The organism is Hymenobacter sp. YIM 151858-1 (assembly GCF_025979705.1).
Lineage (GTDB): Bacteria > Bacteroidota > Bacteroidia > Cytophagales > Hymenobacteraceae > Solirubrum.
This window is the reverse complement of record NZ_CP110136.1, coordinates 705,914-726,166: the sequence shown is the minus strand read 5'-3', so window position 1 is coordinate 726,166 and position 20,253 is coordinate 705,914. Positions and strand designations below refer to the sequence as shown.

The 20,253-nt window shown below is 62.0% G+C and carries 18 protein-coding genes and 1 tRNA gene; 8 read left to right on the top strand and 11 right to left on the bottom strand.

The window, feature by feature from the left end:
• Positions 1-51 precede the first annotated feature (51 nt).
• The 3 genes from OIS50_RS03000 to OIS50_RS02990 all read left to right on the top strand — a co-directional run bounded on the left by OIS50_RS03000 (position 52) and on the right by OIS50_RS02990 (position 2,264).
• A complete protein-coding gene (locus tag OIS50_RS03000; protein ID WP_264692846.1) occupies positions 52-573 on the top strand; it encodes an MOSC domain-containing protein in 522 nt (173 codons plus the stop codon).
• Positions 574-815: 242 nt separating this feature from the next.
• A complete protein-coding gene (locus OIS50_RS02995; protein WP_264692845.1) occupies positions 816-1,421 on the top strand; it encodes a TetR/AcrR family transcriptional regulator in 606 nt (201 codons plus the stop codon).
• Positions 1,422-1,484: 63 nt separating this feature from the next.
• A complete protein-coding gene (locus tag OIS50_RS02990; RefSeq protein ID WP_264692844.1) occupies positions 1,485-2,264 on the top strand; it encodes an SDR family NAD(P)-dependent oxidoreductase in 780 nt (259 codons plus the stop codon).
• Positions 2,265-2,344: 80 nt separating this feature from the next.
• Here the strand turns inward: OIS50_RS02990 and OIS50_RS02985 are convergent, their stop codons facing one another.
• The 3 genes from OIS50_RS02985 to OIS50_RS02975 form a co-directional block, all read right to left on the bottom strand.
• Positions 2,345-2,761, bottom strand: coding sequence for an OsmC family peroxiredoxin (locus tag OIS50_RS02985; RefSeq protein ID WP_264692843.1), 417 nt, complete (start codon positions 2,759-2,761; stop codon positions 2,345-2,347).
• A gap of 124 nt (positions 2,762-2,885) precedes the next feature.
• A complete protein-coding gene (locus OIS50_RS02980) occupies positions 2,886-3,317 on the bottom strand; it encodes a hypothetical protein (RefSeq protein ID WP_264692842.1) in 432 nt (143 codons plus the stop codon).
• Between the two features lie 151 nt (positions 3,318-3,468).
• Positions 3,469-4,905, bottom strand: coding sequence for an RtcB family protein (locus OIS50_RS02975; protein WP_264692841.1), 1,437 nt, complete (start codon positions 4,903-4,905; stop codon positions 3,469-3,471).
• Positions 4,906-5,151: 246 nt separating this feature from the next.
• On the opposite strand from OIS50_RS02975, the gene OIS50_RS02970 reads away from it, so the two are divergent.
• Positions 5,152-7,119: a DUF4394 domain-containing protein gene (locus OIS50_RS02970; RefSeq protein ID WP_264692840.1), complete on the top strand. Its 1,968-nt coding sequence runs from the start codon at positions 5,152-5,154 to the stop codon at positions 7,117-7,119.
• Between the two features lie 113 nt (positions 7,120-7,232).
• Here OIS50_RS02970 and OIS50_RS02965 read toward each other — a convergent pair whose 3' ends face one another.
• The 3 genes from OIS50_RS02965 to OIS50_RS02955 form a co-directional block, all read right to left on the bottom strand.
• A complete protein-coding gene (locus OIS50_RS02965) occupies positions 7,233-8,633 on the bottom strand; it encodes an RtcB family protein (RefSeq protein WP_264692839.1) in 1,401 nt (466 codons plus the stop codon).
• 443 nt (positions 8,634-9,076) lie between these two features.
• Positions 9,077-9,221, bottom strand: a tRNA-OTHER gene (locus OIS50_RS02960).
• Positions 9,222-9,846: 625 nt separating this feature from the next.
• Positions 9,847-11,376, bottom strand: a complete 1,530-nt coding sequence (locus OIS50_RS02955) for a TROVE domain-containing protein (protein ID WP_264692838.1) — start codon at positions 11,374-11,376, stop codon at positions 9,847-9,849.
• Between the two features lie 1,054 nt (positions 11,377-12,430).
• On the opposite strand from OIS50_RS02955, the gene OIS50_RS02950 reads away from it, so the two are divergent.
• Together OIS50_RS02950 and OIS50_RS02945 are read left to right on the top strand one after the other, a co-directional pair.
• Positions 12,431-13,408, top strand: coding sequence for a histone deacetylase family protein (locus OIS50_RS02950; protein ID WP_264692837.1), 978 nt, complete (start codon positions 12,431-12,433; stop codon positions 13,406-13,408).
• Entirely contained in the window at positions 13,383-14,420 is a 1,038-nt protein-coding gene (locus tag OIS50_RS02945; RefSeq protein WP_264692836.1) for a J domain-containing protein, read from the top strand. Before OIS50_RS02950 ends, OIS50_RS02945 begins: the two co-directional genes overlap by 26 nt.
• A gap of 319 nt (positions 14,421-14,739) precedes the next feature.
• Here OIS50_RS02945 and OIS50_RS02940 read toward each other — a convergent pair whose 3' ends face one another.
• The 3 genes from OIS50_RS02940 to OIS50_RS02930 form a co-directional block, all read right to left on the bottom strand.
• Positions 14,740-15,666, bottom strand: a complete 927-nt coding sequence (locus tag OIS50_RS02940; RefSeq protein ID WP_264692835.1) for an alpha/beta hydrolase — start codon at positions 15,664-15,666, stop codon at positions 14,740-14,742.
• 315 nt (positions 15,667-15,981) lie between these two features.
• The gene (locus tag OIS50_RS02935) at positions 15,982-16,449 is read right to left on the bottom strand and encodes a MaoC family dehydratase (RefSeq protein WP_264692834.1); all 468 of its coding nucleotides are present in this window, start codon (positions 16,447-16,449) and stop codon (positions 15,982-15,984) included.
• 79 nt (positions 16,450-16,528) lie between these two features.
• Positions 16,529-17,302: a LexA family transcriptional regulator gene (locus tag OIS50_RS02930; RefSeq protein WP_264692833.1), complete on the bottom strand. Its 774-nt coding sequence runs from the start codon at positions 17,300-17,302 to the stop codon at positions 16,529-16,531.
• A gap of 223 nt (positions 17,303-17,525) precedes the next feature.
• Here OIS50_RS02930 and OIS50_RS02925 point away from each other — a divergent pair, with 223 nt between their 5' ends.
• Both OIS50_RS02925 and OIS50_RS02920 read left to right on the top strand, forming a co-directional pair.
• The gene (locus OIS50_RS02925; RefSeq protein WP_264692832.1) at positions 17,526-17,684 is read left to right on the top strand and encodes a hypothetical protein; all 159 of its coding nucleotides are present in this window, start codon (positions 17,526-17,528) and stop codon (positions 17,682-17,684) included.
• A gap of 599 nt (positions 17,685-18,283) precedes the next feature.
• A complete protein-coding gene (locus OIS50_RS02920) occupies positions 18,284-19,099 on the top strand; it encodes a phosphatase PAP2 family protein (RefSeq protein ID WP_264692831.1) in 816 nt (271 codons plus the stop codon).
• A 129-nt stretch (positions 19,100-19,228) separates the two neighbouring features.
• On the opposite strand, the gene OIS50_RS02915 is transcribed toward OIS50_RS02920, so the two are convergent.
• Both OIS50_RS02915 and OIS50_RS02910 read right to left on the bottom strand, forming a co-directional pair.
• Entirely contained in the window at positions 19,229-19,504 is a 276-nt protein-coding gene (locus OIS50_RS02915; RefSeq protein WP_264692830.1) for a hypothetical protein, read from the bottom strand.
• Between the two features lie 38 nt (positions 19,505-19,542).
• Entirely contained in the window at positions 19,543-19,884 is a 342-nt protein-coding gene (locus tag OIS50_RS02910) for a hypothetical protein (protein ID WP_264692829.1), read from the bottom strand.
• Positions 19,885-20,253: the final 369 nt, after the last annotated feature.

Below are 20,253 nucleotides of genomic sequence, written 5' to 3'. Positions count from 1 at the left end.
AGGTTTCCACCTAGGGCCGCTCGGCGCCCGCCTTACCCGTTCTGCATAGCCATGGCATTTCCTTTTTTCGGCGACGATAAATCGGTCGTGGCGCGCTTGCTGGCCACGCTGCCGCAAGTAGGCCGCGTGGAGTGGATTGGCGTGCGCCCGGCCCGGCGGCAGCCCTTGCAGTCGGTGCCGGAAGTGGAGGCCCTGACCGACGCCCACCTGGCCGGCGACCACGCCCGCCCCAAACCCGGCGGCAAGCGGCAGGCCACGCTTATTCAGCACGAGCATTTGGCTTCGGTGGCCGGTTTTTTGGGTTTGCCCGAGCCCGTAGAGCCCGGCCGTTTGCGCCGCAACCTCAGCATCAGCGGCCTGAATCTGCTGGCCCTGAAAAACCGGCGCATCCGCATCGGCGAGCAAGTGGTGCTGGAGATTACCGGCGAATGCCACCCTTGCTCGCGCATGGAAGAGGAGTTGGGCCCGGGCGGCTACAACGCCATGCGCGGCCACGGCGGCCTCACGGCCCGCATCCTGCAGGGCGGCCTTATCCGCGTCGGCGATGCGGTGCAGGTGGTGCACCAAGAATAGTTTGCCTGCTGACACACCCTTTTTCCGGGTTTCAACCTAGGCGGCGTTTCGCTGCTCCCGGTTCGGCATTGCGCAAATGAGCTCAGCTGATGCCGACAAGCTTGACCTTGATTTACTGCCTGTTGTCGATTGGTAAATTATTTTACCAACGGACGGCAACCGGCAATAAAATGCCACTTCTACTTTTCAAACATTAACGTATTTTGTTTGAAAGTTTAGAAAACCGTTACCTTTGCGGCACGATGACAGCCAAAAAGGACGACAAGCGCGAGGCGATTTTGCAGGCGGCAGCCCACTGTTTCAGCCGCTTCGGCTACGACAAAACCACGCTGCAGGACATCGGCGACGCGGCCAAGCTCAACAAGGCCTCGCTGTACTACTACTTCCGCAACAAAGAGGACCTGTTCGTGCAGGTAGTGCTGCTGGAGGCCGAGCGCTACCTAGGGGCTTTGCAGGAGCAGGTGCAGCCGCTGATGCGCGCCACCGATAAAATCGTGACGTACCTCACCGGGCGGCTCGAGTATTACCAGCAGGTGCTGAACCTGCACCAGCTCAGCATCGAGAACCTGCAGCGCCTTGAGCCGATGTTCGACGACGTGTACCAGGCCGTGCGCGGGCAGGAGCTGGCCTTTTTGGGCGAGCTGCTCAGCGAAGGCGTGGCCGACCGCGAGTTTCTGAAACTGCAGCCCGAGCGCGCGGCCGATGCCCTGCTTACCGTGGCCGACGGCATCAAGCACGAAGCCGTGCAACGCGCCCGCACGCGCTTTGCCCACGAGGTAGATTACGCCCCCGTGCAGGAAAAGCTTACCTACACCCTCACCCTGCTCCTCAACGGCCTCAAGAAATAGTGCCGCTGCCGCCGGCCCTAGGTCCGGCACGTTGCCCAGCATCCCAACCCCCAAACCACACCCATGAAAACTGCTCTCATTACCGGCGCCAGCAGCGGCATTGGCCTCGAGCTGGCCCGCATCTTCGCCCGCGAAAAACACCGCGTGGTGCTGGTGGCCCGCAACCAGGCAGCCCTGGAGCAGCTCCAGCAGGAGCTGCAGCAACAGCACGGCATCGAGGCCGTGGTGCTGCCCGCCGACCTAGGCCGCCCCGAGGCCCCGCAGCAGCTGTACGCGGAGCTGCAGCGCCGCGGCATTGCGGTTGATTACCTCATCAACAACGCCGGTTTCGGCGACTTCGGTTTGTTCGTGGAGGCCGACTGGGCCAAGCAGGAGCAAATGCTCGACGTGAACATCCGGGCCCTTACGCACCTTACCAAGCTGTTTTTGCCCGGCATGGTGCAGCGCCGCTCGGGCCGCATTATGCAGCTGGCCAGCACGGCCGCGTTTCAGCCCGGGCCCCTGATGGCCGTGTACTACGCCACCAAGGCCTACGTGCTCAGCTTTTCCGAAGCCCTGGCCAACGAGCTGCAAGGCACCGGCGTAACGGTAACGGCCTTGTGCCCTGGCCCCACGGCCTCGGGCTTTCAGGATGCGGCGGCCCTCAACGACTCCAGGCTGGTGAAGGGGAAAAAGCTGCCCACCGCGGCCGAAGTAGCCGCGTACGGCTACCGGGCGCTGCTGCGCGGCGAAACCGTGGCGGTGCACGGCTTGCTGAACGCGCTGATGGCGCAGTCGGTGCGCTTTGCCCCGCGCAAAATGGTAACGGCCCTGGTACGGCGCATGTCGGAAAAAGCCCGCTAGGGCACGGCCAATGCCGCTGGCAGCCGCCAGGCTAGCCGGGCGAATATTGTTAGTTTATAATATTTATAAGTTATTATAGTTCAGACCAATGAAGCCTCGCACTGAATATCAGCTTTAAGCACCTTCGATACGGGGCAGTTCAGCTTGGCGTCGTCGACGAGCGTGCTGAACTGCTGCTGATCGAGGCCGGGCACATCGGCGCCTACCCGCAGGTGCGAGGTGGTGATGACGCCCTCTTCGAGCACGATTTCGCAGGTGGCATCGATGAAGCGCGGGGCAAAGCCGGCCGTTTGCAGGTTGAAGGCGAGCTTCATGGCAAAGCACCCGGCGTGGGCGGCCGCAATCAGCTCTTCGGGGTTGGTGCCGATGCCCTCGGCAAAGCGCGAATGGTAGGAATACTGCACCGCTTGCAGCACGGTGCTGGGCGTGTTGAGCTGACCGGTGCCGGTGGTGCCGTTGCCCTCCCAGCGGGCAGTAGCAGCGCGTTTGATAGCCATAATCGTTGATTGATTTACCTAGGGAATGCGCAATGGTAGCGCGGGCAACAACGTCAATACGTTGCAAATAACCAAAGCGGTAGCGCGCGATTAAGGCTTGCCCGGTTGATTGCTTCTGTTCGGTTTACTTGCGCCGAAATTCTTTGCCGAAGCCATCCGGCATGTCCTCGTCGAGCCCAAGTTTATCGGAAAGCTCACTGACCAGGTACCGCCACCGAATTACGTGATACCCGGTGTCGGGCGGGGCCAGGTACACCTTACGGCGAATGGTAAGCACCAGCCGCTCGTCGCCGAACAGCCGGCTCCGCTCGCGGCGCAGCGTGTATTTGACGGGCTCGGCGCAGCCGCCGCTGCCGCACTGCACAAACAGGCTATCGGCGCTGAAACGGTAGGTTTTCGGGCCGTGCGTGGCCGGCGTTTCTACCTGCCGGCCGGTCATACCGCCTACGCTGCGCTCCCACTCCCACCCGCCCACCAGCGTGGGCGCCTGCTCCTTCGTGCAACCCCCAAATGCCAAGGCTGCGCTGGCACCTAGGGCCAATAACCTGATTCGCATAATTCCGAAGCCGATGGCGTGTAGCCGCACGATGCGCTCGGGCTACTGGTTGGTTGCATGCGCAAAAAAAAGTGCCGGCCCGGCCACCGCTTAGCCTTCGCGGTGGCCGGGCCGCACCGATCAACAAACCGCTTAGGTGCCGCCGCGCGGCCTACTCGCCGCCGTACTTGCTTTTGCCCGAGCCGCCGGCGTCCATGCGCACAATGCGCGGCGTAAAGGAGCCGAGCACGTCGACCAGGTCGCGTTGGTGCGCCATTACCTGGTGGATGTCCTTATAAGCCATCGGGGCCTCGTCGAGGCCGCCGCCGATTAGCTCCACGCCCTGGTCGCGCAACAGGCGGCGCAGCTCGCCTTCGGTTACCTGCTGCTTGGCCTGCGTGCGCGAAAGCCGCCGCCCCGCCCCGTGCGAGGCCGACTGGATGGAATCCCGCTCGCCGCGGCCGCGCACGATAAAGCCGGGGGCCGTCATGGAGCCGGGGATAATGCCCAGCACACCCTGGCCGGCCGGCGTGGCGCCCTTGCGGTGCACAATGGCTTCGCGGCCGTCGGCCAGGGTTTCCTTCCAGGCAAAATTGTGGTGGTTCTCTACCTGCGCCAGCGGATTGTAACCCAGGGCTTTGCTAAGGCGCCGGTGAATGTCGTGGTGGCAGGCCGAGGCGTAGTCGCCGGCCAGGTTCATGGCGCGCCAGTACTCCTGCCCTTCCTGCGAGTCGAGGTCGAGCCAGGCAAGGTAGCGGGCTTCGGGCGGCAGCTGGCACTTGTTCATGGCTACTTTGGTGTAGTGCTGGGCAATGGCAGCGCCCAGGCCCCGCGAGCCGCTGTGCGAGAGCAGCCCCAGGTACTGGCCCAGGGGCAGGTTGAGGTCGTTTTCTTCCTCGGTGATATCAACAATGCCCCATTCCACGAAGTGGTTGCCCGAGCCCGATGAGCCGAGCTGCTTTACGGCGGCTTCGTGCTTGCCGCGCACCACCCCGATTTCCTTGAACTCGGGCCGCTCCAGCACGGGGTCGTCGGCGGGGTTCTTGAATACTTCTTTGTTGCCGAAGCGGGTGTGGTTGTGCAGCAGCTTTTTCAGCTCGTCGCGGCGCTGCTCGAGGTAGCGCGGCGGCAGCTCGAACACCGACAAGGCCATGCGGCAGCCGATGTCCATGCCCACGCCGTAGGGTATCACGGCATTATCTACGGCCAGCACGCCGCCAATGGGCAGACCGTAGCCTTGGTGGGCGTCGGGCATAAGGGCGCCGTCAATCGAAACGGGCAGTTGCATAGCGGTGTCCATCTGCTTGCGGGCCCCGTCTTCGATAAAGGCCTCGCCGTAGCGGCGGTAGTCTTTTATTTCGGGGTTCAGCTTTACGTCGCGGCTGGGTTGCGGCACCAGCTCCTGGGCTAAGGGGCGCCAGGTTTGGTCGCGCACGTACTTGTAGGGGTCGGCTTTAATTTCGCGCAGCAGCGCCAGGGCGCTGCCTTTATCGAGCTTGCGCAGCTCGCGTTGGTCGAGTATGTCGAGGGCAAGGCTGATCTGCTTGTCGTCGGTGAAGCCGAGCTGGCGTAGGTCCTTGCTGTGAAGTTTATTGGTGTTTTTGGCCATGATGCAGATGGGAAGGATGGTAGTGGGTTTACCGCACCTGGCGTGGCCCGGGTTGCATGTGCATGCTGATGCTGCATGCCTTAGGTATGATGGATCAGCTACCGACAACACATAGATGAGGTTGAATATTTAATGCGGATTTAATGGCTTTTGGCAATCCGCCGGGTGTTGGTGGTCCGTAGCTCCTACCTCGCTGGCTAAGCAAGCCAGCGGAGCTGTACGCCATTTTCAATCTTACCATATCCCATGCAAACACCAGTACTGTTGCCCACTACTCGCCTGATTGCCCGCCGTATGCGCCGCGCCGCCCTGCTAGGTTCGGTGCTGAGCCTGGCTGCCCTGGCACCCGCCGCGGCCCAAACCATCTACGGCCTATCGGGCACCAACCTAGTTACCTTCCAGGCCTCGGCCCCGGGCACGCTCACGGCTACCACGGCCATTACGGGCGTAGCCACCGGTCAAACCATCGTAGGCATGGATGTGCGCCCCAACACCGGCGAGCTGTTTGCCCTGGGCTACAACCCGGCCACCACCACGGCGCAGCTCTACCGCATTAATGCGGGCACCGGCGCCGCAACTGCCGTAGGCACAGCCCTCACGCTGAACCTAGGCGGCACCACCGACCGCATCGGCTTCGACTTCAACCCCACCGTCGACCGCATTCGGGTAACCAGCACCAACCGCGCCAACCTGCGCCTCAACCCCAACGACGGCGCCCTGGCCGCCACCGACGGCCAGCTAACCTACGCCCCGGCCGATGCCAACTCGGGCCAAACGCCCGGCGTGGGCGCCTCGGCTTACACCAACAGCTACATCGGCACGGGCAGCACCACGCTCTACAACATCGATGAGGTGAACAGCCGCCTGGTGTCGCAAGTACCGCCCAACGACGGCACCCTCAACACCATTGGTGCCCTAGGTGTAACCACCAGCGGCGCCACCCAAAGCGCCGACCTCGACATTGCCTACAACGCCGCCAACCAAACCAACACGGCCTACTTGGTGGTAACGATGGCGGGCACCTCCACGGGCACCACGCTCTACACCGTGAACCTCACCAGCGGCGCAGCAACCGCCGCAGGTGCCGTGGGCACGGCCACCAGCATGATTACCGACATTGCCGTAGCCATCGACCGCACAGTGCCGGCCACGCTTACCGGCCGTCTGATTTACGCCGTGTCGGGCACCAACCTGCTGTCGTTCGATTCGGCTCTGCCTGGCACCATCCGCACGCTCACGCCCATCACGGGCCTTACCGCTGGGCAGGCTTTGGTGGGGGTTGATTTCCGCCCCGCCACCAACCAGCTGTTTGCCCTAGGTTATAGCGCTGCCAACACCACGGCGCAGCTCTACCGCCTCAACCTGACCACCGGCGCTGCTACTGCCGTGGGCTCGGCCCTTACCCTTAACCTAGGGGCTGCCACCGACCGCATCGGTTTTGATTTCAACCCCACCGTCGACCGCATTCGGGTAACGAGCACCAACCGCGGCAACTTCCGCCTCAACCCCAACGACGGCACCATTGCCGCTACCGATGGGCAGCTGAACTACGCCGCTACCGACGTGAATGCCAGCGCTACGCCGTCGGTTTCGGCTTCGGCCTATACCAACAACGTGAACGGCGCCACTACCACCACGCTCTTCAATTACGACGACGCGCTGAACGTGCTGGTAACCCAAACCCCGCCCAACGACGGCGTGCTGAACACCGTGGGCAGCTCGGGCATTACCGTGAACCGCACCACCAACTCGGTCGATTTCGACATCATCACCGACGGTACCACCAACCAGGCGTTGCTGGCAGCCAGCACCGGCACCAGCACCTCGGATAACCTCTACTCCGTGAACCTGACTACGGGTGCCACTACGCTGGTGGGCCCCGTGGGCGGTGGCATCAACATCAGCGGCATGGCGGCCTACTCGCAGGCTGGCTTGCCCACGGCTACGGTGCCCAGCGTACTGGCCGCGCAAGTGTCGCTGTACCCCAACCCGGCCCAGGGCACGGCCAACTTGGTGCTGCCTACCGAACTCACCAAGCAGCCCCTCACCGTACGGGTGCTGAATGCGCTGGGCCAGGAGGTTAGCCAGCAAACCCTTACGGCGCGCGGTGCGCAACCGGCCGCCATTTCGCTCTCGGGCGTGAAAACCGGCTTGTACCTGGTGCAGGTAAACACGGCCGAAGGCCAACTGACCAAGCGCCTGTTTGTGGAATAGCAGCGCCCTAGGTGCGTACAACAAAAGCGGGCCCGACGAACAGCTGTTCGTCGGACCCGCTTGTTTGTTTTCGGCTCAGAGAGGCCTTGGCACCTAGGCGGCACTTGGGCAGATCAGGCACCATCCATGCGCACAATCTTAGGCGTGAAAGTGCCAAGCACATCCACCAAATCGCGCTGGCTTTCCATCACGGAGTAGATGTCCTTGTAGGCCTGCGGCGCTTCGTCGACGCCGCCGCCGATCAGCTCCACGCCGTGCTGCTGCAGGTGGCGGCGCACTTCGGCTTCGCCCAGCTCCTGCTTGGCCCGGGTGCGCGACATCAGCCGCCCGGCCCCGTGCGAAGCCGAAGCCAGTGACTCTGCCACTCCCCGACCGCGTACAATGAATCCCGGCGCCGTCATCGAACCCGGAATAACTCCGAGCACGCCTTTGCCGGCCGGCGTAGCGCCCTTGCGGTGCACGATAACCTCGCGGCCATCGGAGAGGCGCCCCTTCCAGGCAAAGTTGTGGTGGTTCTCCACCTTGGCCAAGGGCCGTTCTCCTAGGGCGCGGGCAATGCGCTGGTGAATCTGGTGGTGGCAGGCCGAGGCGTAGTCGCCGGCCAGGTTCATGGCGGCCCAGTATTCCTGCCCGGCTTCCGAGTCCAAAGTCAACCACGCGAGGTGTTGCGCTTCGGCGGGAAGCTGGCAGGTGTCTTTGGCAAGCTTGGTGTAGTGCTGCGCCACGCTGGCACCCAGGCCCCGTGAGCCCGAGTGCGACAGCAGCCCCAGGTACTGGCCCACGGGCACACCCATTTCGTTGCTGGGGTCGGTAATCTCAACAAAGCCGAACTCCACGAAGTGGTTGCCCGAGCCCGACGTACCAATCTGCGCCGCGGCGGTTTCCTGCTTGTTGCGCAAGAACGGAATCGTGCTGAATTCATCGCGTTCCAACACCTCGTGGCCCAGCTTCTGCCCGTGCCGGAACACGTCGCGGTTGCCGAACTTGGTGTTGGCGAGCAAGATGTTTTTCAGCTCCTGCACGCGCTGCGTGAGGTACTGCGGCGGCAGCGCGAAGATGGACAAGGCCATGCGGCAGCCAATGTCGACGCCGACGGCGTACGGAATCACCGCGTTGTCGGTAGCCAGCACGCCGCCGATGGGCAGACCGTAGCCGTGGTGGGCGTCGGGCATTAGGGCACCGCCCACTGTTACGGGCAGCTTCATGGCTACCTCCATCTGGTGCACGGCGCTGGGGTCAATGTACTCAGCCCCGAACGTTACGTACTCCTTGCGCTCGGCTAAGGCAATGTGCCGGCTGGGCGGGGGCAACAGCGCCGCGGCGGTGTGGCTCCAGTCGAGGTCGGTAAGGAAGTTGTGCGGGTTGTGGATGAGGGCCTGCAGCAAAGCCATCTGGTCGGTTTGCGACAGGCGCTTCAGCTGTTTGCGCTGTAGTTGAGCCAGCGCTAGCCCGATGGCACGTCCTTCGGGGAAGCCAAGCTGCCGAAGGTCGTTGCCGCGTAATTGATTAGCCATAATGGTGGGAAAGTGAAGGTGAGAACGAACTCCCCTCCTCAGATGAGGAGGGGTGCCCGAAGGGCGGGGTGGTTGATGGTCGCTGGGCTAATGCCCGAACGATTACCCTAGGTCGATAACCATGAGGCGTCATGCTGAGCTTGCCGAAGCATCTCTACCGCTTCTCCTGATCGTCATGTCGAGCGTAGTCGAGACATCTCGCGTGCTGACGTGAGCTAGTAACCCAAGCGAAGCGGTAGAGATGCTTCGACAAGCTCAGCATGACGTGCTGGTTGGTTGAGGTTACTATCCGACGCGAGGCCCACCACCCCAGCGGCCACTGCGTGGCCGCGTCCCCTCCTCAGCTGAGGAGGGGAGTTTTCGGAACGAGCTGCTGACACGGGGCAACAAGCGGCTGGCGTTGCCGGCACACCCGCAGGCGGGTGCGCCACTTGCCACCTAGGCGGCAAGGCGCAGGATTTGAACCTGCACGATCGTCAGATCTTACCGAAGTAACGCCGTCCTACGGCACCCGGTCAGCAGTAAGAAAAGTGTTGGGGCAACAAGCGCCAAGCCTACATATCCTGCTCTACCAACTGAGCTACCGCCAACCACCTAGGGCTGGCGAGCGGGAATCGAACCCGCGACACGGCGAATCTGAATCGAAGCATGGCCCGGCTACGGCACCCAACAAGGTTTAAGCTAAACGGGGCAATTGGTGCCCGGCCAACGAGTCTGCCCTACCGTTCGCGTATGCGCAGTGCCCTAGGGCGCCACTTCGGGAGTCGAACCCGCGACAAGGATGGTACGAAGGATGGCCGCGCTACGGCACCCGCTTAGCAAGCTATGATCCACTGGCCTAACCAACTGCAAGGGCTACAGGCGACAAGCGAAATGTTTTCACCACCTGACCACTGGCCAGGGACGGGATTCGAACCCGCGTTGATACGGCAACCATTGCGCCGCACCCGAAAACGATGCCACGAAGTAACGCTCGTCTACGGCACCTTACGAGTTGGCTGGCCGCGGCGGAGGCATCAGCACCTAGGGCCGATGCTTGATGTTGTTATCTGCGCTTCATTGCAGTAAGAAGTTGAAAAAAGTGTCCGGGATGATGGGGCAGCGGCTCGGATTAGCCGCCGCCCCGGCAGCTTTGGTTTAGCAGAATTGTGGGTAAGGATTGGGCACGGATGATGGTAGTTGTAGTTGCTAACTGATTGCCTGCCAGGCAGGCCTACAGCTCGATCTGCTCGATTTCCGACAAGGCCGTGCCGCCGTTTTCCAGCGCCTGCAGCACGTCGAATACCTTATCCGACCAACCCGCAATGAGGGCCACGCCATCGTTGTGGCGCACCTCCACGGGCGTGTTGCCGTGGCCGGCCAGGTCGAAGAGGTACAGGCGGGCCTGGGGTGCTACTGTGCGGCGGTACTCGGCCCATTCCTGCGCCAAGGTGTCGCCGTGGTTGTGGCTGTCCCAGAGCTGGCAGTCGGTGAAGAGCATCACCTTATCTACCACCTCGCGCTGCTGCCGAAGCTCGCGCACCACCAAGTGGCCGTTGGTGCTGTAGCCTACCTCGCCTTCGCGGCGGTAGAACTCCTGCACGTTGCTGAGCACTTGGTTACGGGGCAGCGCAATGCGCTTCCACCGGTCGCCGAACATGCCGGTTACCACGTTGGCGCAGCGGCTCTGCAGCAACATGCCCAGCACCAGGCCCACGTCGTAGAGCTGCACTTTGCTGCGCGCCGATACCGGCTGCTGCATCGAGCCCGACACGTCGCAGGCCACCACCACCCGCGTATTTGCATCGAAGCCGCGCAGGTTTTGGATGGAGTGTCCGATGGCCATTTCCAGGGCTTCGAGTACGCGGGGCACGTGGCCCGAGCGCACCTGCAGCAGCTCGCGGTAGGCGGCCAGGTAGCGGAACGGCAGCTGCTTGCTGCGCGCCACGGCAAAGCGGTCGGCGAGGCTGGTGCACACCTGCTCCACCGCCGCCGCCGAAACCTCGGCTTCGAGGATGTTGCGCAGGTTGCGCAGCAAGGCCATGTAGCCCAGCTTGCCGCTCGCAATCAGCTCTTCCCACTTATTGCGGAAAGCCGCTTGCCGCTCTTCGGCCGTAGCAAACGGCTCCTGACCTAGGGCCGACAGCTCCGTTTCCCAGGTGTAGGGCGTGGGCAGCTCGCCGCACACCAGTTGGTCGAACAAGGCTTGCTGCTCAGCGCTTTTGGCGGTGGGGTGCACCAGGAACAAGGCATCGCGCAGGCGCACCTGCCCGGCCCGGTCGTACTTGGCCAACTGGTAGCCATCGAAGCGGTTGAAGGCCAGGGCCAGGCCCTTCTGCAGCTGCTTCGAGAGGCGGTTCAGCGTTTTCGGGCCCTGGCGCTGGTTGGCCAGGGCGTAGAAGGCGAGCAGTTCGGTTATTTCATCGGCGCGCTGCACCACGCGGGCCACCAAGCGGCTCACGAGGTTGTCGCCGCGGTGCACTTGGGCCAGCTCCACGGCCAGCACCAACGGTACCGAGCGCAGGTTCAGCCGCTCACGAGCATACACGGCCAGCTGAGCCACAAAGCGCGGATCATTCTGGGCTACCAGCTCGCGTAAACGCTGCAGGCGGGTGCCGGCTTTTTCGTAGAAATGGTCGCTCAGCGCGGCGGTTGCCACGGCGGCGTACAGCTCCAAAGCCGGGGTGAGTTGGAAAGCCGGAGCACCCTCGTGGTTTGCTACTTGCGCCGGCTTGTTTTTGCGAAAAGTAAAGTTGAAGCGCATAATACCGTTGCGTAAAGAGTGTAGAAATCCGTTCGGCAATTTCTCAGGAATTAATTGCCGTTATTAATTGAAATAATTACTGTTTCGCGAAGGCAATATTTTCCCGCACCGCTAATTATTAGCGGCGATACTCAAGAAATAAATACCTCGAAATTTACCCTAGGTGGTTACCTAGAGGCCCGGGTATTGCCAGCAGTGGCTAACCCGTTTCCGCCAGCCAAAATCAGCCGGTATATTTGCTTCGCTGCCGAAATACCAAAGCATTGCGGCGGCTGGTGCATGGGCCAGGGCAAGAAGCTGGGGGTATTGGTTCGACAACATAAGCGTGAGCAGTTAAGCAACTGATTGAAAAAGCAAAACGCCCGAACCGGGTGGGGTTCGGGCGTTTTGCAATGGATGGCTTCTATCTCTGAAACCTCATCTCGCTGCGTGCGCGCCGAACCCCAGTTGGATCTTATCCACCGAGCTGGTTGGCATCCCTAGGTATTGGTTAAAGTGGCGGCGCATGACGAGTGAAGTCGGGTAAGGCGTTTGTGTTTTGTGCTTTGAACGGGCCAAAGGTAGAAAGGTTATTTTCTATAAAGCAATATCCAGATAAAATTTTTTTGAAAATATTCTTCATCACTTGTTGCAACCATTATCTGTCCAGTACTCTAAACCTGTTTATTAATTTAAAATCATTATTATTTACATCAGTTGTTAATCAAACGAGCATTTGCAAACTGATGCTATTCATAATGTATTTGGTTGTGTCATGCTGAGCTTGCCGAAGCATCTCTCCCGCTTCGCCCACGTGTAGCGCGGACTCTGTAGTCCGCGTCCGCAGATACATTCTTCTAATCGTTGAGCTAGATACCAGAAGTTACTATCCGGGGACGCGGACTACAACCGAAGGTCGGCGTAGCCAAAGTCCGTGCTACAGCATTGCCAATTGTGCTGGCCAACGCGGACTGAAGTCCGCGCTACACGCTCGCAAAAAACCACTCCTAGTACTCCTCTCCTCATCTGAGGCGGACTGCTTTGCGTTCAATACCTTTCGCACCCGCTTACCTGCATGCCCTGCCTAGCCACCTCCGACCGCTACACCATTGCCCTGCCCCAGGGCCACCGCTTTCCCATTGCCAAGTACGAGCTAATCAGGGAGCAGCTGCTGTGGCAGGGCATTGCGCCGCCCGAAGATTTTTACGACCCGGGCCTGTGCCCCGAAGAAGACGTGCTGCGCGTACACACGGCCGAGTACTGGCACAAGGTGCGCGACCTGCAGCTCTCCCCTGCCGAGGTGCGCCGCCTAGGGTTGCCGCAGAGCGAACAGCTGGTGCTACGTTCCTTGAGTTCTTCGGCCGGCACGTTGCAATCGGCGCTGCGGGCCTTGCGCGACGGCGTGGCCCTGAACTGCGCCGGCGGCACCCACCACGCCTTTGCCGACCGCGGCGAGGGTTTCTGCGTGCTCAACGACATTGCCATTGCCGCCGCTCACTTGCTGCACCACGGCTTAGCGCGGCAGGTGTTGGTTGTCGACCTAGACGTGCACCAGGGCGACGGCACGGCGGCCATCTTTCGGCACGAGCCGCGGGTGTTCACCTTCTCTATGCACGCCGGCGCCAACTACCCGCTGCGCAAGGAGCAATCCGACCTCGACATCGAGCTACCCCTAGGCATGGACGATGCCGCCTACCTAGGGCAGCTGCACGAAGTACTACCGGGCCTGATTGAGCGCGTGCAGCCCGACTTCATTTTTTACCAGGCCGGCGTGGATGTGCTGGCTACCGATAAGCTCGGCAAATTGGCCCTTACGCCCGCCGGCTGCCGGCAGCGCGATGCGTACGTGCTCGGCTTGTGCCACCGCCTGGGTTTGCCGGTGGCCGTGAGCATGGGCGGCGGCTACTCCGAGCGCATCGCCGATATCGTGGACGCGCACTGCAACACCTTTGTGGTGGCTTACGAGCTGTGGGGCGCGGCTTCTTGCCGACCTTTGCCCGCTGCTTCGCCCACCCTGACCGCTGTCGATGCCCATGCCCCTACCCGAGTTTGAAGAGTTCGACGCCCGCAACACACCCAAAACCCAGCGCGAGGTAGGGCGCCACGGCCAAGCCCACGAACCCACCGGCACTCCGGCGCAGCAGGCATTTCGGCAGGCGGTGCAGGATGTAGAAAACCTGCGCAACCAGGTGCAGGAGCTGGAGCAGGCCCAGCGCGAAGCCAAAAACAAGTACTGGCGCCAGGTAGGCCCGCTTGCCGATACCGTGGTGGCCGCCCGCCGCGCGTTGTTTGAGCCACTAGAGGCTGCGCTTACCACCGGCTATTTCAGCCGCCTGGAGGAGCAACGCATCGAGGAGCTGCTGCTGCGCAACGCGCTTACCCTGCAAAACCGCTTCGGCGAGGAGGTGCCTGAACTGATTCGGAAGTACGCGCCGCAACCGCGCTCAACTGAGCCTCAGCCAAGCGGCCGCCAACCGCAACAGCACGAAGCATCGGACGATTGGCAGCACCACGCCGAACACCACGCGCACCAGCGGGGCAAGCGCAAATCGAAGCTGGACCGCGAGCAGGAAGCTGCCGCCCGCGCCCTGGCCGCCGACCAAAAGCGCCTGCAGGCCGGTGCCAAAGCCGTATACCGCCAACTGGCCCGCGCCAACCACCCCGACCTCGAACGTGACCCGGAGCTGGCCCGCCAGAAAACCGAGCGCATGCAGCGCATCACCCGCGCCTACGAAGCCGACGACCTCTACGCCCTGCTCCAGCTGCTAGCCGAACACCGCCAGGGCGACTCCGACGCCGAATCGGATGAGCTACTGATGCGCTACACCCGCGCCCTGCAACAGCAGCAAACCGAGCTGAAGCTGCGCCTGCAGCAGCTGAAGTTCGGCGACCGAAACGCTTTCATAGGCACCGGCAAAAAGCAGGAGGCGGAGTTGCGGCAAGTTAAGCGTAGCCTGCGCGGTGAGGCCGAGTACCTGGAGCTCGTGCACAAAGCCGTGCAGGACCCCGAGAACCTGCGCCAGCTACTTCGGGAGCTAGACGAAGCCGGCCACGAGGAGATATAAGCCAACCGTGCCCGCCGCTGTCATTGCGAGCCAAGCGAAGCAATCGGTCCTGGGCTGGTCACGACCGTTCAGCTGGCAGCAACCAAAAACCGCACCGCCCGAATCCTGATGCAGGCGTCGGGCGGTGCGGTTTTTAGTGGCTCCGGGTTTTTGGTTGGTGATGAGTGAACGGTTGTGCCACAGACAGGAACGATTGCTTCGTCGTACCTCCTCGCAATGACAGCTTAGGGAATGGTTGTGCGCTGCGCAGGACCGATTAACGCCGCTCGATGCGCGGAATGCCCTGCGTCCTTACAATGACAGCTAAGGGGCACGGCCGCTATTGCAGGAACTCCACTACCTGTTGAATCACGCCCTTGTCGCGCATGATCTTGTTATGACCTAGGCCGTTGGTGGGCCGGAAGTCTAAACCGGGCCAGTTGCGCGCTACCTCCTGCGCCTCCCCGAAGGGCACCGAATCGTCGTTGCAATCGTGGAGCAGCATCACGCGCTCGGCTTGCACGCGGGGGCCGGCTTGCGCCAGGCTGAAGCTTTCGGCATCGCGGCCGTGCTGCTCGCGCACGTGGCGGGCCATGCGGGCCAGCACCTTGGGCGAGAGGTGCAGCAAATCGGCGAAGCGCTGGGCTACGGCAGGCGTGTTGCCGGGCGCACTCATCAGCACCAACCTAGGCAAGCCCGTGCCTTGGTTGAAAACCACGGGCAACCCCGCCGTGGTGGCGGCGCCAAACGAGTGGCTTACCACGGCCCACACCTCGCCCAGGTAATCGGCCAGGGTTTGGGTGGCGCGGCCGTACTGCGGCAGGTTGGTACGGCGGCCCGTTTGCGAGTCGCCGTGCGCAGGCCCATCAAAAGCCACCACGCGGTAACCGGCGCGCACCAGCGCATCCACAAACACGCCCCAAAAAGCGGCGCGGTGCTCCCAGCCGTGCACCAGCAGCACGGTGCGCTGGCCCTTGGGTTTCCACTCGTAAGCGGCCAAGTAGCCTTGCTCGAAGGGCACCCGAAACGGCCGCGCCGTCGCCAGCGCCGCCTCTTCCCACTTTTTGCGCGGCAAGCGGCGCGGGGTGCAGAACATCCGCCAGGCCTCCCGGAACGCCAGCTCCGTGGAGAGGGCCGAAAGCAACCGAAACTTCAGCCGAACCCAGCCAATGCCCGGCGGCTCGGCGTAGCGAAATTCGGAGGGCGAGGCATGCGGGGGCATGATGCGCGCGGTGCTGTCGTACGCGGGCGAATACGTATTCATCATAACCTACGTGTTGTTGCAAGGTGACACAAGGGGCGGCGCTTGCTTACGTGGTGTGGGAAAAAGCGGGCTGCCTGCTCCTACTCGAACCAGGGCAACGCGGCACCTAGGGCAATGCTATACGCAAAGCTCCCGGGCAGCTATTCAGCCAACACGCCGCAACCCCGGATATTTTTAGCGGCAGGCCAGCGCAGAGCGGGCTTGCCTACCCCTTCTTGCGGTGCGGCCCACGCTACCTCGCGCCACATCTACTAAAAACCGCCAGCACTACCCCTGGAAAGGCGAGTGCTGGCGGTTCGCACTCTTAGCCGTAGCTCCCTAGTCGTTGAAGTGGTACAGGAAGGTAACGATGCCCGTGTAGGCGGGCTTCTTGCTGTCTTTCACTTCCAGAATCACCTCGATGCGCGCTTTGGCAATGCCGCGCAGGTTTTTCACCGACAGCAGCTTAGCCAGCAGGCGCACTTCGCTGTTCACGGCCACGGGTTGGTTGAAGCGCAGGTTTTCGATTTCGTAGTTCACCTGCATTTTCAGGTTCTCGATGCGCACAATCTGCTGCCAGAGGTAGGGCAACAGCGCTACCGTGAGGTAGCCGTGGGCAATGGTGGCCTTAAACGGCGACTCGCGCTGGGCACGCTCCGCGTCGGTGTGTATCCACTGAAAATCGAGCGTGGCGGCAGCAAAGCTGTTGATTTGCTCCTGGCTGATGGCGTGGTACTCGGAGGCACCCAGCATTTGCCCCTCGTACTGCTCGAGGTCGGCGAGGCTGCTGATGGTAAGTTGGCTCATGCGGTTGTGGGGAGTAGCACGCGGGCCGCTGAAAGTGCCGCCCGCGCGTTTTGCGGCGCGAAATATACAGCCGCTCGGGCTACTGCAAACGCGCCAGCAGTTGCTCTACCTGCCGCTCCAGTTTGCTCACGCGCTCGTCGAGCACGGCCGGCGGGCGCAGGTGCGTGCTGAACACGGCCTTCACCTCCCAGATTTCCAGCGCCTGCCCTAGGTCGAACTCCTGCACGGGGTAGTCGGAGTTGTCGGCGCGCAGGCGCAGCACCGGGCCATCGGGCAGGCGCTCGGCCAGGCGGCGCACCAGCAACCGGTTTTGCGTCACAAATGCATACACCTCGCCCACGCGCAGCACGGGCGCGGCCCTGTCGACGGGGCAGCACAGCACCACATCGTGGTGGCGCAGGGTGGGCTGCATATCGGCCCCGCTCAGCTCGAAGGCGCGGGTGGTTGGCCCGAGCCGGTGCGGAAACGTGAGCGGGGTCAGCTCGTCGACGAACCCGGGGTTGTGGTGGTGCACGATGTACTCGAGCACCCGATCGGCGGGCACCAGCGGCGTGAGGTGCGCCTGCTTGTCGGCTTCGGCTTTCACGTCGGGCGGCGGGGCGGCCTTCAGCTCCTGCTGAAAAATATCGAAGCGGTAGAGGTCGTTTACGGTGAGTTCTCTCGTTAGTAGCAGGTCTACCGATAAGCCAAAATGCTGAGCAATCTGAATCAGCGTTTCCATTTTTGGCTCCGAGCGGCCCTCTTCGTACGCTCCCACGCTCGGTCTTGCCAAGCCAAACAATTCGGCAAATGCCGCTTGGCTTAGCTTTTTAACCGCTCGTATCTTCCGGATATTGTTTCCGATGTAGGACATACAGCCGATTTTTTCTGGATGGGTTGGCAAACCCAACGGGGAATTTGGGTAGCATTGCGAAGCAAACCTACCCGAAAATACCCCCAACCACCGCCTGCGTAAGCCACTTTGTTAAGCAGCCAAGCGCTTTCCAACAGACGCAGCCCATAGCCGCAATACTACCCCAATAAACGCCTACGAAAAGCATCTTTACTACGCTTCAATCCTGCTGCTGATCAGGGCCATGGTGCTGCGCCTGCTGCACCTGGTTTCGCCCGAAAACACCATCTCCATGCTGGTGCTGGGCACCATGTTTCTGGGCATTGCCTACCAGCGCTACACGCGTCGCCTCAAAAGCCACGTAGCCGAACTAGAGGCCAAACTGGCGCAACTCGCAAGCTAGGCAGGTGCTGCAGGTGCTCACGAAGCTGGAGGCCATTGCGGGCGGACTGAGCGGGATAAGGCAGGTATTAAAAGGGACTTCCGCAGGCTAGAGTCAGCTTCCCCTTCAGGGTAGCGGCCATGATGCCGGGTAGCACCTGAGTTATTCACCTCTCAGCAAGGGTTACCACCCTTAAAACCATACTCAAAGTCATGCCATCAGGGCCACTTCGCACCCCTCAAAGCGCGGTGCGAAGTGACTTCCTGTGGTCGGAATGAGCGAATCCAAACAGCGGCTGTCGTGCTGAATTTTTCGACGTGCCCAAAGCAAACTTTATTGGCCCTCCTGAATTCTTATACAACCGGCCGGGCTGTGGCTTTGCTTGCAAACCTCAACGGCCGGGCCTTGTTGCTTTCACTTCCGCTCACGTAACGGTCCACTTAGCGCTTGGGGCAATGGCAGAATCGGGGGCGGTTTCCTAAGTCGACCGTACTATGCTGCACTGCTTCTTGCACACCGGGCCAGATTCCTTTTGCCGTCGGCTGGTGGGGCGCCTTGCCGCAATTGGTAGCCTCTGCCTGGCGTGGCTGCCGGGCATTTGCGAAAGCCAGGCCCTCGCAATGCCGCCGGATAGCTCCGCCCGCCCCCTGAAAACCTGCGTCGACTCGCTGCTGCGGCATGGGCGCACTGTCTATTACACCGTTCGCGGGCACGCCGCTTGGGTGAGGCAACGTCCGGTGGTGCAAAAGTTTGGGGTACCGGTCCTGCTCATCGGTACGGGCGCCATTATCCGCAACGAGGTGGAGTTGTTCGAGCTGGAAATGGAAATCGACGAATCGGTGCGCGATGGTGCGCAGCGCCACCTTTACGGGGTGCGCACCAACATCGACGATTACCTGCGGCACGTGCCCGCCTACGCCACCTTGGGACTGAGCGTGGCCGGCGTGAAGGGCAGCAACAAAATACTCGATCAGGCCCTGCTATTGGGCCTCATTTATCAGGTAAACAGCGGCATTACCAGTCATCTGAAGCGCTGGACGCAGGTGGAGCGCCCCAACGGCCAGAACCAGCGCTCCTTCCCCAGCAGCCACACCAGCACGGCCTTCGCCACGGCTCATTTCATGCACAAAGAATACGGCCACCGCAGTGCCTGGTACAGCGTTGGCGCCTATGCCATGGCTACCTCTACCGCGGCCCTGCGCGTGGCGAAAGACAACCACTGGACATCCGACGTGGTAGCTGGCGCGGGTGTGGGCATTTTGTCTACGGAGCTGGCCTACTGGGCTTACCCCGCGCTCAAACGGACCGCCCAGCGCCTAGGTCAGCATTTGGGCCGCAAACCCAAGCAGCAAGCCAGCGGGGGCACTCAGGTATTAGTCTCGCCTTACTATGCGCAAGGCGCTGTGGGTGCCTGCCTGATGGTTGGCCTGCGTTGACTCGAAGTATGCCCAAGGTGCTTTGGCGCTACAGGGAAGCAGCTGCCCCACCTCTGCCATGCCGAGGTTGTGTTGGGCCGTTTACGTTTTACCCTCAGGTGCCGCTATTGGAGCCGATGAGCCAGCTGGCTACTGCCCCGAGGGCGCGTAGTGCTCGTCGATGGCTTTGCTCATGGCCTCCTGAAACGCGGCTAGCAGCTTGGTGCGCTCGGCATCGGGCATGCTTTGCAGGGTTTGCTCGATGGTGCTGCGGTACACGTGCGCCATGAAGGCGGGGCCGTAGGAGGTGTAAAAGCCGTCGTGGACTTTGTTGAAGGCCAGTTTTTCGGCCGACGAAATGGACAACGACAGCGCCAGCCACTCCTTGGCGTTGTTGGCCAGGCTATCTTGCAGGTCTTGGTTCATCAGAATTGGGAGTAACAAAGTGTGAGGGAGCAACCCGGCTAGTGCGAGCGGCGGAAGGGCCGGTGTACGTAAGGCACGAACGGCGCCGCAACCTCGCCCATGCCGCCGTGCGCCGCGAAAAACGCCTGGGTGGCAGCTTCCAAAGCGGGGCCGTCGTGCAGGGCGGTGCTGGCAAACACATCCTGCGGGGCCAGGGGCGCCACCAGGTTGCTCAGGCGGCAGCTGGCCACGCCCAGCGGGTGCTCGATGAAAAGAAAGGAGCCGTCGAGGGCGCGGCGCTCGTGGCGGTAGCGCCAGGCCACCCCGAAGGGGCGGCGGGCGCCTAGGTCGTCGGGCTGCACGGGCGCAAAGCCAAGGCTGCGCAGGTAAGTATCCGTCATGTCGATAGGAAAACAAGTGTGGGGGTTGATGCCGCGGCCGGCCCTGGTTGGGCAACAGCCCCGCGAACGGCCGCCGGGCCGCGCAGCACGCGTACGGCCGCCTAAAAGCGGCCAAAACAAAGCAGTGGGGGTGGCTCCGGCGTGGGGTGGCAGTACGGTTTCTTGCCACATCCGCCCGGATGATTGCAGCGGCGTTGGGATGGCGGCGCGCTAAACCGTAAGGGGGCCGGTGCCTACAACGGCAAGGCCTGCAAGTGGTGCAACCCTAGGTGAGGAACCGGGCCGATAGCCCGGCTTTCGGTTGCAGCCACCGGGGTTGTTACAGAAGCAAGCAGCTCCCCGGTAGTTAAGTTCAGCTAGTTACGACAT

Bases quoted from the DNA above. Each gene is read 5' to 3' on its own strand.
- OIS50_RS02945 (WP_264692836.1), top strand. From the start codon at position 13,383: ATGCCCATGCCCCTACCCGAGTTTGAAGAGTTCGACGCCCGCAACACA.
- OIS50_RS02985 (WP_264692843.1), bottom strand. From the start codon at position 2,761: ATGGCTATCAAACGCGCTGCTACTGCCCGCTGGGAGGGCAACGGCACC.
- OIS50_RS02935 (WP_264692834.1), bottom strand. From the start codon at position 16,449: ATGAGCCAACTTACCATCAGCAGCCTCGCCGACCTCGAGCAGTACGAG.
- OIS50_RS02975 (WP_264692841.1), bottom strand. From the start codon at position 4,905: ATGGCCAAAAACACCAATAAACTTCACAGCAAGGACCTACGCCAGCTC.
- OIS50_RS02915 (WP_264692830.1), bottom strand. From the start codon at position 19,504: ATGAACCAAGACCTGCAAGATAGCCTGGCCAACAACGCCAAGGAGTGG.
- OIS50_RS02925 (WP_264692832.1), top strand. From the start codon at position 17,526: ATGGTGCTGCGCCTGCTGCACCTGGTTTCGCCCGAAAACACCATCTCC.
- OIS50_RS02980 (WP_264692842.1), bottom strand. From the start codon at position 3,317: ATGCGAATCAGGTTATTGGCCCTAGGTGCCAGCGCAGCCTTGGCATTT.
- OIS50_RS02940 (WP_264692835.1), bottom strand. From the start codon at position 15,666: ATGATGAATACGTATTCGCCCGCGTACGACAGCACCGCGCGCATCATG.
- OIS50_RS02965 (WP_264692839.1), bottom strand. From the start codon at position 8,633: ATGGCTAATCAATTACGCGGCAACGACCTTCGGCAGCTTGGCTTCCCC.
- OIS50_RS02970 (WP_264692840.1), top strand. From the start codon at position 5,152: ATGCAAACACCAGTACTGTTGCCCACTACTCGCCTGATTGCCCGCCGT.
- OIS50_RS03000 (WP_264692846.1), top strand. From the start codon at position 52: ATGGCATTTCCTTTTTTCGGCGACGATAAATCGGTCGTGGCGCGCTTG.
- OIS50_RS02910 (WP_264692829.1), bottom strand. From the start codon at position 19,884: ATGACGGATACTTACCTGCGCAGCCTTGGCTTTGCGCCCGTGCAGCCC.
- OIS50_RS02990 (WP_264692844.1), top strand. From the start codon at position 1,485: ATGAAAACTGCTCTCATTACCGGCGCCAGCAGCGGCATTGGCCTCGAG.
- OIS50_RS02950 (WP_264692837.1), top strand. From the start codon at position 12,431: ATGCCCTGCCTAGCCACCTCCGACCGCTACACCATTGCCCTGCCCCAG.
- OIS50_RS02995 (WP_264692845.1), top strand. From the start codon at position 816: ATGACAGCCAAAAAGGACGACAAGCGCGAGGCGATTTTGCAGGCGGCA.
- OIS50_RS02930 (WP_264692833.1), bottom strand. From the start codon at position 17,302: ATGTCCTACATCGGAAACAATATCCGGAAGATACGAGCGGTTAAAAAG.
- OIS50_RS02920 (WP_264692831.1), top strand. From the start codon at position 18,284: ATGCCGCCGGATAGCTCCGCCCGCCCCCTGAAAACCTGCGTCGACTCG.
- OIS50_RS02955 (WP_264692838.1), bottom strand. From the start codon at position 11,376: ATGCGCTTCAACTTTACTTTTCGCAAAAACAAGCCGGCGCAAGTAGCA.